Source organism: Winogradskya humida (genome assembly GCF_016862215.1).
Classification (GTDB): domain Bacteria; phylum Actinomycetota; class Actinomycetes; order Mycobacteriales; family Micromonosporaceae; genus Actinoplanes; species Actinoplanes humidus.
On record NZ_BOMN01000057.1, the window covers coordinates 226,856 to 240,602 of the forward strand.

General features: G+C 70.5%; 16 protein-coding genes. 12 read left to right on the plus strand and 4 right to left on the minus strand.

Annotated elements, in window-relative coordinates; genetic code table 11:
* Positions 1-4 precede the first annotated feature (4 nt).
* Positions 5-307 (minus strand): STAS domain-containing protein, encoded by a 303-nt coding sequence (locus tag Ahu01nite_RS23070; protein ID WP_239159056.1) that lies wholly within the window; start codon positions 305-307, stop codon positions 5-7.
* A gap of 89 nt (positions 308-396) precedes the next feature.
* Between Ahu01nite_RS23070 and map the strand changes: the two genes are divergently transcribed.
* Together map and Ahu01nite_RS23080 are read left to right on the plus strand one after the other, a co-directional pair.
* On the plus strand, positions 397-1,254 hold the full coding sequence (gene map, locus Ahu01nite_RS23075; protein WP_203838662.1) for a type I methionyl aminopeptidase: 858 nt from the start codon (positions 397-399) through the stop codon (positions 1,252-1,254).
* Positions 1,251-1,943 (plus strand): VIT1/CCC1 transporter family protein, encoded by a 693-nt coding sequence (locus Ahu01nite_RS23080; protein WP_203838663.1) that lies wholly within the window; start codon positions 1,251-1,253, stop codon positions 1,941-1,943. The genes map and Ahu01nite_RS23080 overlap by 4 nt, the downstream gene beginning before the upstream one ends.
* Here the strand turns inward: Ahu01nite_RS23080 and Ahu01nite_RS23085 are convergent.
* From Ahu01nite_RS23085 to Ahu01nite_RS23095, 3 genes are read right to left on the minus strand one after another with little or no spacing between them, the layout of a single operon-like run.
* On the minus strand, positions 1,932-2,642 hold the full coding sequence (locus Ahu01nite_RS23085; protein ID WP_203838664.1) for a nucleotidyltransferase domain-containing protein: 711 nt from the start codon (positions 2,640-2,642) through the stop codon (positions 1,932-1,934). The genes Ahu01nite_RS23080 and Ahu01nite_RS23085 overlap by 12 nt on opposite strands.
* Before the next feature lies 1 nt (position 2,643).
* Positions 2,644-3,066, minus strand: a complete 423-nt coding sequence (locus tag Ahu01nite_RS23090) for a ferritin-like domain-containing protein (RefSeq protein ID WP_203838665.1) — start codon at positions 3,064-3,066, stop codon at positions 2,644-2,646.
* Positions 3,063-3,512: a hypothetical protein gene (locus tag Ahu01nite_RS23095; protein WP_239159057.1), complete on the minus strand. Its 450-nt coding sequence runs from the start codon at positions 3,510-3,512 to the stop codon at positions 3,063-3,065. Before Ahu01nite_RS23095 ends, Ahu01nite_RS23090 begins: the two co-directional genes overlap by 4 nt.
* Before the next feature lie 209 nt (positions 3,513-3,721).
* Here Ahu01nite_RS23095 and rimP point away from each other — a divergent pair, with 209 nt between their 5' ends.
* The 10 genes from rimP (at position 3,722) to Ahu01nite_RS23145 (ending at position 13,729) form a co-directional block, all read left to right on the plus strand.
* Positions 3,722-4,387 (plus strand): ribosome maturation factor RimP, encoded by a 666-nt coding sequence (gene rimP, locus Ahu01nite_RS23100; protein ID WP_203838666.1) that lies wholly within the window; start codon positions 3,722-3,724, stop codon positions 4,385-4,387.
* Positions 4,384-5,400 carry a transcription termination factor NusA gene (gene nusA, locus Ahu01nite_RS23105; protein ID WP_203838667.1) on the plus strand — a complete coding sequence of 339 codons (1,017 nt, stop codon included), beginning with the start codon at positions 4,384-4,386 and terminating at the stop codon, positions 5,398-5,400. Before rimP ends, nusA begins: the two co-directional genes overlap by 4 nt.
* Before the next feature lie 19 nt (positions 5,401-5,419).
* Positions 5,420-5,761: a YlxR family protein gene (locus Ahu01nite_RS23110; protein ID WP_203838668.1), complete on the plus strand. Its 342-nt coding sequence runs from the start codon at positions 5,420-5,422 to the stop codon at positions 5,759-5,761.
* A gap of 111 nt (positions 5,762-5,872) precedes the next feature.
* Positions 5,873-8,944 carry a translation initiation factor IF-2 gene (infB, locus tag Ahu01nite_RS23115; RefSeq protein WP_203838669.1) on the plus strand — a complete coding sequence of 1,024 codons (3,072 nt, stop codon included), beginning with the start codon at positions 5,873-5,875 and terminating at the stop codon, positions 8,942-8,944.
* 92 nt (positions 8,945-9,036) lie between these two features.
* Positions 9,037-10,062, plus strand: coding sequence for a TRM11 family SAM-dependent methyltransferase (locus tag Ahu01nite_RS23120; protein WP_203838670.1), 1,026 nt, complete (start codon positions 9,037-9,039; stop codon positions 10,060-10,062).
* A 33-nt stretch (positions 10,063-10,095) separates the two neighbouring features.
* Positions 10,096-10,389 (plus strand): DUF503 domain-containing protein, encoded by a 294-nt coding sequence (locus tag Ahu01nite_RS23125; RefSeq protein WP_203838671.1) that lies wholly within the window; start codon positions 10,096-10,098, stop codon positions 10,387-10,389.
* Positions 10,390-10,489: 100 nt separating this feature from the next.
* Positions 10,490-10,957, plus strand: a complete 468-nt coding sequence (gene rbfA, locus Ahu01nite_RS23130; protein WP_203838672.1) for a 30S ribosome-binding factor RbfA — start codon at positions 10,490-10,492, stop codon at positions 10,955-10,957.
* On the plus strand, positions 10,954-11,991 hold the full coding sequence (locus Ahu01nite_RS23135; RefSeq protein WP_239159058.1) for a DHH family phosphoesterase: 1,038 nt from the start codon (positions 10,954-10,956) through the stop codon (positions 11,989-11,991). Before rbfA ends, Ahu01nite_RS23135 begins: the two co-directional genes overlap by 4 nt.
* A 151-nt stretch (positions 11,992-12,142) precedes the next feature.
* Positions 12,143-12,349 carry a hypothetical protein gene (locus Ahu01nite_RS23140; protein WP_203838724.1) on the plus strand — a complete coding sequence of 69 codons (207 nt, stop codon included), beginning with the start codon at positions 12,143-12,145 and terminating at the stop codon, positions 12,347-12,349.
* Positions 12,350-12,409: 60 nt separating this feature from the next.
* Positions 12,410-13,729 carry an MATE family efflux transporter gene (locus tag Ahu01nite_RS23145; protein WP_203838673.1) on the plus strand — a complete coding sequence of 440 codons (1,320 nt, stop codon included), beginning with the start codon at positions 12,410-12,412 and terminating at the stop codon, positions 13,727-13,729.
* The last annotated feature ends 18 nt before the right edge of the window (positions 13,730-13,747 follow it).

Here is a 13,747-nt window from a genome sequence, read left to right on the forward strand (position 1 = left end):
CCGGTCAACCGTTAGTGAGCCAGGGTTGATCGCTGAGGCCTGAGATGTCGAGCACACGATGGACCTGGGGTGAGGGCAGCACCCGCAGCGCGTCCGGGTAACGCTCCGCCAGCCGGACCAGCGCGTGGATCGCGGCCGAGTCGAAGAACGTGACACCGCGCAGATCGAGGACCGCGGTGGAGGCATCCTGGCCGGTCACGGCCTCGACCATGGAGTGGGCTGTCGACATGTCGACCTCTCCGGTCACCACGGCGGTGACGAGGTCACCGGCCACCGAGGTGGTGACCGAGAAGAAGTCTTGATCCACGCTGACACGATTACACAGGGGCATCGGGGCGGCAACATCCGATACCGGACCCTCGGTGCCGCGCGCGGAGGCGGCGATAGTCTGGGGACATGACCGTTCGTGCCCCGCTGACCCCGGGAAAGCTCTCGCCATGGCGGGCGGTGCCGCCGCAGATCACCCGTCCCGAGTATGTCGGCAAGAAGCGCCCGAAAGAGTGGCGCGGCTCGCACGTGCAGACGGCGGAGACCATCGAGAAGATGCGGGTCGCCGGCCGGCTCGCGGCGCAGGCCACGCAGCTCGCGGGTGAGCACTGCAAGCCCGGTGTGACCACCGACGAGATCGACCGGGTCGTGCACGAGTTCCTCGTCGACCACGGCGCCTATCCGTCGACGCTGGGTTACAAGGGTTTCCCCAAGTCGTCGTGCACCTCGCTCAACGAGGTCATCTGTCATGGCATCCCCGACACGACGGTGCTCGAGGACGGCGACATCATCAACGTCGACGTGACCGCGTTCAAGGACGGCGTGCACGGCGACACCGACGCCACGTTCCTGGTTGGCGATGTCAGCGACGAGGCCCGCCTGCTGGTGGAGCGCACCCACGAGGCGATGATGCGCGGCATCCGGGCCGTGGCTCCCGGCCGGCAGATCAACGCGATCGGCCGGGTCATCGAGGCCTACGCGCGCCGCTTCGGTTACGGCGTGGTCCGCGACTTCACCGGGCACGGCATCGGGGAGACCTTCCACAGCGGCCTCTACATCCCGCACTACGACAACCCGCGGCTCGACGCGGTGATGGAGGTCGGCATGACCTTCACCATCGAGCCGATGATCACCCTCGGGACCTACGAGTACGAGATGTGGGACGACGGCTGGACCGTGGTCACCAAGGACCGCCGGTGGACGGCCCAGTTCGAGCACACCCTCGTGGTCACCGAGGACGGGTTCGAGATCCTGACGCTGCCGTGACGATCTCCGCTGTCGCGCCGCACCACCACGCGGACGTCTCGGGTGGCTGGCTGCGCGCGGCGACGTTCGGGGCGATGGACGGCCTGGTCACCAACATCGCCCTGATCGCCGGGGTCGGCGGTGGCGGGGTCAGCCGGCCCACGCTGATCCTCACCGGCGTGGCCGGGCTGGTCGCGGGCGCCATCTCGATGGGGCTAGGCGAGTACACCAGCGTGCGCACCCAGAACGACCAGGTCGCGGCCGAGCTCGCCAAGGAGCTGCACGAGCTGCGGGCCAACCCGGACGGTGAGGCCGCCGAGCTTGTCGAGATGTGGACCGCCCGGGGGCTCCCCGCGGATCTCGCCCGGCAGGTGGCCGACGTGCTCAAGGACAACCCCGAGCAGGCGCTGCGGGTGCACGCCCAGGAAGAGCTTGGCGTCGTCCCGGACGAGTTGCCCAGCCCGTGGACGGCGGCGTTCTCGTCGTTCGTCTGCTTCTCGATCGGTGCGGTGGTCCCGCTGCTCACCTATCTGCTGGGCTTCGACTCGCTCTGGCTGGCGCTGGCTGTCGGCGGGGTCGGCCTGTTCACCGCCGGGGTGCTCGTCGCGCGGTTCACCCGGCAGAGCTGGTGGCGCAGCGGTTCGCGGCAACTCCTGCTCGGCGCGGCGGCCGCGGCGGCAACCTACCTGATCGGGCTGCTATTCAAATAGGGCGCTGAGCGGGCCGTCCACGGGGCGGCCCCGGGCCGCGAGTTCGTCCGCCTGTGCCCTGAGCGTCGCGCCGAGCTCGGTCATGTCCGCACCGGCCAGACCGCTGCGCCGGACGGCGTCGGCCTGGTTACGGAAATGGGTGCGGCCGAGCAGACCCGCGACCATCGCGGTGTGCAGGCGCGCCTCGGCCATCAGCACCATCGCGGTGTCGGTCTCGTACCACCCGGCCAGCCGTTCGGCGCGGGCATGCGCGGCCGACGCGACGCACCAGTTGCTCCGGGCGGGTGTGCTGAACTCGGCGGGCCGGGCCGACGCGAGCTTGGCCAGGTGCGCCTCGCGCAGGTCGGCGAACCAGCCCCGCGGGTCGTAGAGGGCACGGGTGGTCAGCCAGCGGTCCGCCTCGAGCGGCCAGCGCGGGGTGATCTCCCCGGCTCGCCGCAGCACCTCGTCACCGGTGACGACGACCAGGTCGGCCAGGATCCCGTCGACCCGCCGCCGGGTGGCGCGCGGCCCGGCGCCCGCCCGGTAGGTCACGACGACCAGGTTGACGTCGCTGCTGGTCGTGTCGTCCCCGTGGGCCAGCGAGCCGTTGACCCCGATCGCCCGGACCTCGGCGGACCAGCGTTTCAGAATGACGTCGCGCAGCCGGACGGCCAGGTGCCATCGGGGGTTGGCCAGATCGATCTCGTCCGGTGCCATGTCAGGGTCTCCCCGGCCAGGCAAGGGTCGCCGGGCTGACCTTGCCGAGCCGCCGCCAGCGCGCCGCCCGGACCGCGGCATCGGTCAGCGCGCTCAACGCCGTCGCACGGTCACCGTCCTGCGTCACCGGGAGCACGGCCCGCCACGCCTGTGCGACACCATCCTCGACCTGGATCGCCAGCCTGAGGGCGGTGTCACGGTCGGTGATCTCGAACGGGAGCTCGTACCCGGCGGGTGCGGGGGCGGTGCTCGCCTTCAGTGCGGCGAGGGTCAGGACCAGGGCGTCACGCCGGTCGCGGTGGATCGCTTCGGACGACCGCGCCTCGGTCAGGTCACCCTTGGTGGTCAGTTTCACGCCCAATATTCCGTACGCGTAAATGGCCGCTTCTTCCGCCGCCAGCGCAGCCGCCATCTCGCCGCTCATCGCAGTGCCTCCGCGTGGGCGGCCCGGGCCGCGGCGATCGATCCCACCAGCGCGGCACGCCCGCTTGGCGCCGCCTTGCAGGCCGCCGTAGCGGTCTTCAGCGCGGACTGCTCGGCCTTGCGCAGCTCGGCGAGCGCGTCGGTGCCCGACTCGGTCGGCGGGCCCGACGCACCGCCCGACGGCAGCGTCGCACCGATGAGCTTTGCCAGCTCGGTCGCGTGAGCCCGGTGGTCCAGCGCCATCGGCGACAGGCGCGCGGCGAGATCGGGGGAGGCCAGGCCGGCACGTTCGTAGGCCATCGCCAGGGTGAGCGCCTCGTCCAGCACGGGCTGCAGCGCGTCCGGTGGCGGGGCCGGCTCGGGGTCGGCACCGAACAGCCCGCAGCCGGTGAGAGCGGCGAGACCGGCGCTGCCCGCGACCGCGCCGAGAACCTGACGTCTTCTCACGTGGCAATCCAACACCATCACGAGCGAACCGGGCTCGCTGACCTGCGCGTGGCGTCGATTCGGTGCGGCGCTAACCGGTCACCTGGCGTGGCGCGTTACGCTCTGCGTCAGCTGCCGGGGATTTGGCCCCGGTGGCATGCCGGTGTTCCCGGTGGTAGACCGGCGGGCGGTTCACTACCCGCCGTACTCAAGCAGAAGGGTTGGGCCCGATGACGCAGCGTGGTCGCGCCGGTGCCCGGCCGACGAATCGCCGCTCCGGTGGTGGGCGAGGCAATCAGGCCGCTCCCGAGACTCAGGCGCCCACGGCGCCACGGATCGATCTGGTGGCCGCCCGCGCGCGGGTCCGTGCCGTGATCGAGCCGGTCATCGCCACCGCGGGATACGACCTCGAAGAGGTCAATCTTTCGCGGGCGGGCCGCCGGCACGTGGTGCGGGTGCTCGTCGACGCCGACGGGGGCATCAGCCTCGACGACGTCGCGGTGGTGTCCCGGGAGATCTCGAACGCGCTCGACGCGGCCGAGGAGGCCGGCGGCGAGGTGCTCGCCGGTGAATACCAGCTAGAGGTGGGATCGCCCGGTATCGACCGGCCGCTGACCCTGCCCCGGCACTGGCGGCGCAACGTGAGCCGCCTGGTCACGGTCACCGTGGCGGGCAAGTCGGTGACCGGCCGGGTCACCTCTGCCGACGACAGCGGCATCGTGCTGGACGGCGACCGGCCGGTGGCATTCGCGGACCTCGGTCCCGGCAAGGTGCAGATCGAGTTCAAACGACTCGACGAGGCCGTCTTCCCGGACGACGAGGACGACGAAGACGACGACGATCTTGAAGATGACGACGACGAAGATGACGAGAATGGGGAGGGCGAGGACAAGTGAACATCGACCTCGCGGCGCTGCGCGCCCTGGAGCGCGAGCGGGAGATCCCGTTCGAGACGATCCTCGCGGCGATCGAGACAGCACTACTGACCGCCTACCGGCACACGGACGGATCCGAGTCCCACGCCCGGGTGGAGATCGACCGCAAGAACGGTGCGGCACAGGTTTTCGCGCAGGAGCTCGACGACGAGGGCACGCTGGTCCGGGAGTGGGACGACACCCCGCACGACTTCGGCCGCATCGCCGCCATGACCGCCAAGCAGGTCATCCTGCAGCGGCTGCGGGAGGCGACGGACGAGGCCCACTTCGGTGAGTACGCAGGACGCGACGGTGATCTGATCACCGGCATCGTGCAGGCGGACGCCGCGCGGGCCGAGAAGGGCATCGTCACCGTCGACCTAGGCAAGATCGAGGCGGTGCTGCCGCAGTCCGAGCAGGTGCCCGGCGAGGCGTACGACCACGGGTCGCGGATCCGCGCGATCGTGGTGCACGTCGCCAAGGGGTTCCGCGGGCCGCAGATCACTCTTTCGCGCTCGCACCCGGCGCTGGTGAAGAAGCTCTTCGCGCTCGAAGTGCCCGAGATCGCCGATGGCACGGTCGAGATCGCGGCGATCGCACGTGAGGCTGGTCACCGTACGAAGATCGCGGTGCACTCCAAGGTCCCCGGCGTGAACGCCAAGGGCGCCTGCATCGGCCCGATGGGTCAGCGGGTCCGTGCGGTGATGAGCGAGCTGCACGGCGAGAAGATCGACATCATCGACTACTCGGAGGACCCGGCGCAGTTCGTCGGAAACGCGCTCTCACCTGCGAAAGCCCTGCGGGTGGAGGTCGTTGACGCGGCCACCCGGACCGCTCGCGTGACCGTCCCGGATTTCCAGCTCTCGCTGGCCATCGGGCGCGAGGGCCAGAACGCCCGGCTCGCCGCCCGGCTGACCGGCTGGCGCATCGACATCCGGCCCGACAACGAGCCGGCACCGGCCGCGGAGCGGGATGCCGCCGAGACCGGAAGCTGACCGGATACGCGGGACCGGCATGCGAGGAGTAGACTTTTCATCGGCTGGCCCGGTGCGAACCTGCATCGGTTGTCGCTTGCGCGCGCCGGCCAAGGAGTTACTGCGGTTCATCGCGGTCGAAGCAGGAGACATTTTCCAGCTTCAGCCCGATCCGGACCGTCGACTGCCGGGTCGGGGAGCGCACGTGCACTCCGAGCCGGCCTGCTTTGCGCAGGCGGAGCGGCGACGCGCCTTCGGGCGTGCGTTGCGTCTCACCGGTGTTGCTGACACCGGCTTGCTTGCCGAGCACATCCGCGCGGTTATGCCGCGTGGAACGACCGATGACGAGGCGTTGGCGCCTCGTCACGACCCAGCAAGGTAGGACGACCGCAATGAGCACACGATGAAGTCCCTGAAATGACCAGGCTTCTAGTGCACGAGTGAGGTCGCTGCGGGTGCTTGCTGCTCGCACGACCTCAAAGTGAGGAGTGCAGTGCCAGGCAAGGCCCGCGTACACGAGCTCGCAAAGGAGCTCGGGGTCGACAGCAAGACCGTTCTCGCCAAGCTCAAGGAGATGGGCGAGTTCGTCAAATCCGCATCCAGCACGGTTGAGGCCCCTGTGGCCCGGCGTCTGCGTGGAGCCCTCGACGCGGACAGCAGCGCTCCGGCGCCCGCTGCCCCGGCGTCGAGTTCCCCCGCGCCCAGCGCCCCCCGTGCCAACCCGATGACCGCGCGGCCTCAGCCGCCGCGGCCAGCGCCGGTCCCGGGAGCGCCCAGTGCGCCCGCGGCCCCGGCACCCGCTCCGGGCGCCACCGTGCGGCCCGGTCCCAAGCCGCCGGTTCCCGGCCGTCCCGGCCCCAGGCCGGGCCCGGTCGCCAAGCCGGCGAGCGCTCACGACATCGAGGTCGCGGCCGCCGAGGCTCGTGCCTCGGCCCTCAAGGCCGAGCAGGAAGCCGCGGTCAAGGCAGCTCAGGCTGCCCGCACCCGCGACGCCGAGCGCCGGGCGCAGCTGCCCCCGGCCGACCCGACCTCCCGTCCGCGTCCCGCGGGTCCGGGTCCCGGTTCGGTTCCGCCGCGTCCGGGTTCCCCGGCTGCGACGCGTCCCGCTCCCGGTGCGCCCGCTCCCGGCGGCCGTCCGGCTCCCGGTGGTGGCGCTCCGCGTCCGCCGGCCCGCGGTCCGGGTAACAACCCGTTCGGCGTCTCCGGCGGTGCCGGTGGTGGCCGTCCCTCTCCCGCGTCCATGCCGCGGCCCAACCAGCCCGGCATGCCGCCGCGGCCGAGCCCTGCCTCCATGCCGCCGCGGCCCAGCCCGGCGTCCATGCCGTCGCAGCGCCCCGGTCGTCCGGCAGGTCCGGGTGGCGGCGGTCGTCCCGGCGGTCCCGGTGGCGGCGGCGGTCGTCCCGGCGGTCCCGGTGGCGGCGGCGGCTTCCGTCCCGGTGGCGGCGCAGGTGCCGGTGCCGGTGGCGGCGGTTACCGTGGCGGCGCTGGTGGCGGCGGCGGTGGCGGTGGCTACCGCGGCGGTCCCGGTGGCGGCGGTGGTGCTGGTGCCGGTGGCGGTTTCCGTCCCGGTGGCGGCGGCCCGGTCGGCGGCGCTCCCGGACGTCCGGGTGGCGGCGGTCGTGGCCGTGGCGGCGGTGCAGCGGGTGCCTTCGGGCGTCCCGGTGGCCGGCCGACGCGCGGTCGCAAGTCGAAGAAGCAGCGGCGTCAAGAGTTCGACAACCTGTCGGCTCCGCAGATGAGCTCGGGTGCTCCGCGCGGTTCGGGTCAGGAGATCCGGCTGTCGCGTGGCGCCTCGCTGTCCGACTTCGCCGACAAGATCAATGCGAACCCCGGTTCGCTGGTCCAGGAGATGTTCAACCTGGGCGAGATGGTGACGGCTACCCAGTCGTGCTCCGACGAGACGCTGCTGCTGCTCGGCGAGCACCTGGGCTTCGATGTCCAGATCGTCAGCCCCGAGGACGAGGACCGTGAGCTGCTCGCGCAGTTCAACATCGACCTCGACGCCGCGGTGGCCGAGGATCGCCTCGTCGTCCGTCCGCCGGTCGTGACCGTCATGGGTCACGTCGACCACGGTAAGACGAAGCTGCTCGACGCGATCCGCAAGACCAACGTGGTCGCCGGCGAGGCGGGTGGCATCACCCAGCACATCGGTGCCTACCAGGTCGGCTTCGAGCACAACGGCGTCGAGCGGGCCATCACGTTCCTGGACACCCCCGGTCACGAGGCGTTCACCGCCATGCGTGCCCGTGGCGCCCAGGCGACGGACATCGTGATCCTGGTGGTCGCGGCCGACGACGGCGTCATGCCGCAGACGGTCGAGGCCCTCAACCACGCGAAGGCCGCCGAGGTCCCGATCGTGGTCGCGGTCAACAAGATCGACAAGCCGGGTGCCAACCCGGATAAGGTGCGCCAGCAGCTCACCGATTACGGCCTGCTCGCCGAGGAGTACGGCGGCGACACGATGTTCGTCAACGTCGCTGCCAAGCCTGGCATCGGCATCGACGAGCTGCTCGAGGCGGTTCTGCTGACCGCCGACGCGTCGCTGGAGCTCACGGCTCCGATCGACGGCCCCGCACAGGGTGTCGTGGTCGAGTCGCACCTCGACAAGGGCCGCGGTGCGGTCGCCACCGTCCTGGTGCACAAGGGCACGCTGCGGGCCGGCGACTCGATCGTGGCGGGTGGCGCGCACGGTCGCGTCCGGGCCATGCTCGACGAGAACGGCAACACCGTGGCCGAGGCCGAGCCGGCTCGTCCGGTCCTGGTCCTGGGTCTCACCTCGGTTCCCGGCGCGGGCGACACGTTCCTCGCCGCCGAGGACGACCGCACGGTGCGGCAGATCGCGGAGCAGCGTCAGGCACGTCGCCGCGCGGCGAGCTTCGCGAACTCGCGTGGCCGGGCCACTCTCGAGACGCTCATGGAGCAGCTCAAGGAGGGCGAGAAGACCTCGCTCACGCTGCTCATCAAGGGTGACTCCTCCGGTTCGGTGGAGGCTCTCGAGGACGCGCTCTTCAAGATCGAGATTCCGGACGAGATTCAGCTCAAGGTCATCCACCGCGGTGTCGGTGCGATCACCGAGAGCGACGTCAACCTGGCCTCGGCGTCGTCGGACCAGACGGCGACGATCATCGGGTTCAACGTCCGGGCCTCGAACAAGGTCAAGGAGCTCGCCGACCGCGCCGGCGTGGAGATCCGCTACTACAGCGTGATCTACCAGGCCATCGAGGAGATCGAGGCGGCGCTCAAGGGCCTGCTCAAGCCGGAGTTCGAAGAGGTCGAGCAGGGCACGGCGGAGATCCGCGAGGTCTTCCGCTCGTCCAAGATCGGTCTCATCGCCGGTACGATCGTCCGGTCGGGTCTCATCAAGCGCAACGCCAAGGCTCGCGTCCTGCGCGACGGCGTCGTGGTTGGCGAGAACGTCACGATCAACTCGCTGCGCCGGTTCAAGGACGACGCCACGGAGGTCCGCGAGGGCTTCGAGTGTGGTGTGACGTTCTCGGGCTTCGGCACGCCGCAGATCGGCGACATCTTCGAGACCTTCGAGATGCGCGAGAAGCCGCGGGCGTAACGCCCAGCAAGTAACGCCTAACAAGTAACGCTCAGCAAGGCAGTGCGGCCCCCGGTGCGAAAGCGCCGGGGGCCGTTGTCTTTACTACGGGGATGTCCCGCTACGCCCTGTTGCTCGCACCCTCCGCCAACCGCGTCTACGCCGACCAGGCCGGCCGCCTCTCCCGCGCGGAGCTGGCCGCCTTTTCCCCGGTCCTCTCGGCGCCGCTCACCGAGGTCGCGGAGACCACGATCGGTGGCGTCGGCTACGTCACGTTCCTGGGCGACCTCGCCCCGCGGGACGTCGCGTACCTCTCGAACCTGTCCTCGGGTTACGCCCTGTTCGAACGGGTCGGCGAGGACCTGCTGCGCCCGGTCACGCTGGAGCCGCTGGCCCGCTACGACAGCGACCTGATCACCATCCCGAAGTACGCCGGCAAGACCAACGAGCAGTTCACCAAGCTCCTGCTCAACCTGACCCTGCTCGCGTCCGCGTCGGCACCGCGCATGCTCGACGCCCAGCTCACCGTCTGCGACCCCCTGGCGGGCCGCGGAACCACGCTGAACCAGGCCCTCATGTACGGCTACGACGCGCTGGGTGTGGAGATCGACGGTAAGGACGTGGAGGCGTACAAGCTGTTCCTCCAGACCTGGCTGAAGCGCAAGCGGCTCAAGCACACCGCGGATCTCGTCCCGGTACGCCGTCAGGGCCGTCGCGCGGCCCGCCGCCTCGAGGTCACGCTCGCGGCCAGCAAGGAGGATCACAAGTCCGGCGCCGTGCAGAAGATCACCCTGCTCAACGCGGACACCACCCACTTGGATGGCCTGCTCAAGCCGAACTGTGCCGACGTGCTGGTCGCGGATCTGCCGTACGGCGTCGCGCACGGCAGCTACGACGACGAGGGTGGCATCAACCGCCGCCCGCTCGACCTGCTGGAGCGTGCGCTGCCCGTGTGGCTGCCGTTGCTGCGTGCCGGTGGAGCCCTCGGCCTCTCCTGGAACACCAAGGTCGCCAAGCGCGAACTGGCCGAGGACATCCTGCTCGCCAACGGTCTCGAGCTGGTCGCCTACGAGGAGCTGAGCCACCGCGTCGACCAGGGCATCGAGCGCGACGTCGTCGTAGCCCGGAAACAGGGCTGATCTTGTCGCTCGGCGGGCGTATCGTGCTCGCTGATGTATACGGAGACTGCGATATTCGATCTTCTGCTCCCCGGTGACTCCCAGTCGCTCAAGCAGAAGCGTTCCTACGTGCGGCCGATCATCGCCATGCTGCGCAAGTTCGAGGTCAGCGTGGCGGAGGTCGGCGTGCACGACCTGCTGGGCCGGGCCGAGATCGGCGTGGCCGTGGTCGCTGCCGAGGCGGCCCAGGCCAGGGCGGTGATCGACACCTGCGAGAACCAGATCGCGGGCCGGCCCGAGATCGAGCTTCTCTCGGTGAAGCGCCGGCTGTTCACCGATGAGGATTGACCGGTAGGCGCGACGTTCGACGCCGGTCGGGCATGGGTAGGCTTCCAGGGTTAGGCGGGGCTGGTGCAGCCCCGCACGCACGGTTGTCGGAGGTGGCGATATGTCGGACCCGGCCAAGGCGCGGCGGCACGCGGAGCGGATCAAGGAGCTCGTGGCCTCGCTGGTACGCGAGATCAAGGACCCCCGGCTCGGCATGCTGACCGTCACGGACGCCCGGATCACGGGAGACCTGCGCGACGCGCACGTCTACTACACGGTTCTCGGCGACCCCACCGAGCAGGCCTCGACGGCGGCCGCGCTGGACAGCGCCAAGGGCATGCTGCGCACCAGGGTCGGCCACGCGCTGGGCCTGCGTCACTCGCCGAGCCTCACGTTCGTGCTGGACAACGTCCTGGACAACGTCAAGGAGATCGACGACCTGCTCGAGGCCGCCCGGCACCGCGATGCCGAGGTGCAGCGGCTGGCCGCCGGCAAGAAGTACGCCGGTGACGCCGACCCGTACAAGCCCGAGACGGACGACGAGGACGAGGACGCCGACGAGCGAGTGGGCGCCGAGGAGAAACGGTGACGGACACGGTCGCCCGGGCGCTGCCCGCGGCCATCCCGGACGCGGAGTGGTCCGCGGCCGTCAGGATGGTCCGCGAGCTGGCCTCGGGCGGCCGTGTGCTGCTCATCTGTCACGTCAACCCCGACGGGGACGCGCTCGGGAGCATGCTCGGCTTCGCGCTGGGGCTGCGCAGCCTGGGCGTGGCGGACATCCAGGCGACCTTCCCCGGTGAGTTCGAGGTCCCGGCGCCGTTCGCGGCGATGCCCGGTCTCGATCTGCTCGTCGCGGCGGGGGAGGCCTGGGCCGACCCCGATCTGCTCATCATCTTCGACGTGGCGGCCGAGTCACGGCTGGGCGCGCTCGCCGACCGGCTGGACCGGGCCCGCGAGAGCATCGTTCTCGATCATCACGCCTCCAACACCGGCTTCGGTGGGGTGCAGCTCGTCGACCCGCACGCCGCCGCGACCTCCGTGGTCGTGGAGCAGTTGCTGGACCGGCTGGACATCCCGCTCGACCGCGGGATCGCTGAGTGCCTCTACATCGCGTTGTCGACCGACACCGGGTCGTTCCGGTTCGACATGACCACGCCGCGGGTGCACGAGATGGCTGCCCGGCTGATCGCGACCGGGTTGCGTCCGGCCGAGATCTCACGCCGCATCTTCGACAGCCGTCCCTTCGGTGCCATGAAGCTCTTCGCCGACGTGCTCGCGCGCGCCGAGCTGGAGCCCGGGGCCGCGGGCGGGCTCGGGTTGGTGTGGACCTACGCGACCCTCGACGACCTGGCCCGGCACGAGCAGCGACCGTATGTGCTCGACGCCCTGATCGACCCCGTGCGTTGTGTCGCCGAGGCGGATGTCTCGGTTGTCGTCAAGCAGGTGGCCGAGGGCGAGTGGGCGGTGTCACTGCGGAGCAAGGGCGCGGTGGACGTCAGCGCCGTCGCGGTAGCTCTCCGTGGTGGCGGCCATCGGTTAGCGGCCGGTTTCACCGGTTACGGAACTCCGAGTGAGGTAATGGCAACAGTGCGTGACCAGCTGAACCACCAGACCGCCATCTAGCAGCACAAACATCGATGAAAGGCCAGCCTTCGGGCTGGCTTTTCGCGTTTTGGTGTCCCGTTTGCTGGGATGGGCTGCGCAAGGGGCGGGACTTAACGATAGCTTGGGTGAACGGTGATTTGGTTTTTGCACGGTCACATCATGACCATGAGTGAAGGCCGACCTATGGGGTTTCCCCGCGTTGCCGCACCGCCCGTCCGGTGATCCCGGGCCGGTCCACGCGACGCTCGCCCCGACCGATTTCTGTGGAAGGACCGCCATCATGGCCGCCATGCCCAAGCCCAAGCCCCAGCCCGCCGACGAGGCCCGCGAGCAGCTCCGCCGTGCGCTGCAGACGTCGATGGACACCCGGCAGTAGAGATGTAACTGGCTGGAGCGCATTGCGCTCCTTACGGCGCAGCGGGCATCATGACGATTCATGAGCCCGCCCGCCGTGGTCATCGACCGCTCCCTCACGCGCCGCATCGCCGCCCTGGCGTTGCCTGCCCTGGTTGTGCTCGCCGCCGAGCCGCTCTACGTGCTCGTCGACACGGCCGTGGTCGGTCATCTCGGGAGCGTGCCGCTCGCCGCCGTCGCGGTCGGCGGGACGGTGATGTCACTCGCCGTCTGGTTCGGCACCCTGATGGCCTACGGGACGACCGGCCGGGCCGCCCGGCGCTTCGGTGCCGGTGACCGCACCGCCGCGGTCGAGGAGGGTGTGCAGGCCTCCTGGCTCGCCCTGACCACCGGTGTCGTGCTGGTCCTGCTCGCCCAGGTCTTCGCCGGCCCGCTGACCCGCGCTCTCGCGAGCGATCCCGAGGCCGCGCACGCCGCCGCGGGCTGGCTGCGCATCGCGGTTCTCGGCATCCCCGGTCTGCTGCTCGCCGCGGCCGGCAACGGCTGGATGCGCGGGGTCCAGGACACCCGCCGCCCGCTGTACTTCGTGCTCGGCGCCAACGTCCTGTCCGCGGTGCTCTGCCCCGTGCTCGTCTACGCGGCGGACTGGGGGCTCACCGGCTCCGCGGTCGCGAACGTCACGGCCCAGTCGATCACCGGTGCCCTTTTCCTGTGGGCGATCATTCGGGAGCGGGCGCCGCTGAGACCCGTACCGTCGGTGATCGGGAATCAGTTGGTCCTCGGCCGTGACCTGCTCATCCGGGGTGCGGCCTTCCAGGCCTGCTGGCTCTCCGCCACCACAGTCGCGGCACGTTTCGGAGTCGCCGCGCTCGGCGCCCACCAGATCGCCCTGCAACTGTGGTTCTTCGCCGCGCTGGCCCTCGACGCGGTGGCGATCGCCGCCCAATCGCTGGTCGGCGCCGCGCTCGGAGCCGGTGACGAACCGGCCGCCCGGGAGGTCGCCCGCCGGGTCACCCTCGTCGGCGGGATCGCCGGTGTCTGCTTCGCGGTCCTCGCCGCGGCCGGCGCCGGCATCATCCCCGGCCTGTTCACCGCGGACCGGGCGGTGCACGACCAGGCCGCGATCGTCTGGCCCTGGTTCGTCGCGATGCTGCCGTTCGCCGGGGTGGTCTACGCCCTCGACGGGGTGATGATCGGTGCCGGGGACGTCGGCTACCTGCGCACCATGACCCTGGTGGGCGCGCTGGGCGGCTTCCTCCCGCTCATCTGGCTCTCGTACGCCCTGAGCTGGGGCCTCCCCGGCATCTGGGCCGGCCTGGCGATGTTCACCCTCGTCCGGCTCGTTGCCCTCCTACTACGGTGGCGCGGAACCCGATGGGCGGTGGTGGGCGCGACCCGCTGAGCGCCGTCTGATTGGGTG

Coding starts and splice junctions, on each gene's coding strand:
- map (WP_203838662.1), top strand. CDS start 397: ATGACCGTTCGTGCCCCGCTGACCCCGGGAAAGCTCTCGCCATGGCGG.
- Ahu01nite_RS23085 (WP_203838664.1), bottom strand. CDS start 2,642: ATGGCACCGGACGAGATCGATCTGGCCAACCCCCGATGGCACCTGGCC.
- Ahu01nite_RS23090 (WP_203838665.1), bottom strand. CDS start 3,066: ATGAGCGGCGAGATGGCGGCTGCGCTGGCGGCGGAAGAAGCGGCCATT.
- rimP (WP_203838666.1), top strand. CDS start 3,722: ATGACGCAGCGTGGTCGCGCCGGTGCCCGGCCGACGAATCGCCGCTCC.
- Ahu01nite_RS23110 (WP_203838668.1), top strand. CDS start 5,420: ATGCGAGGAGTAGACTTTTCATCGGCTGGCCCGGTGCGAACCTGCATC.
- Ahu01nite_RS23120 (WP_203838670.1), top strand. CDS start 9,037: ATGTCCCGCTACGCCCTGTTGCTCGCACCCTCCGCCAACCGCGTCTAC.
- Ahu01nite_RS23125 (WP_203838671.1), top strand. CDS start 10,096: ATGTATACGGAGACTGCGATATTCGATCTTCTGCTCCCCGGTGACTCC.
- rbfA (WP_203838672.1), top strand. CDS start 10,490: ATGTCGGACCCGGCCAAGGCGCGGCGGCACGCGGAGCGGATCAAGGAG.
- Ahu01nite_RS23145 (WP_203838673.1), top strand. CDS start 12,410: ATGAGCCCGCCCGCCGTGGTCATCGACCGCTCCCTCACGCGCCGCATC.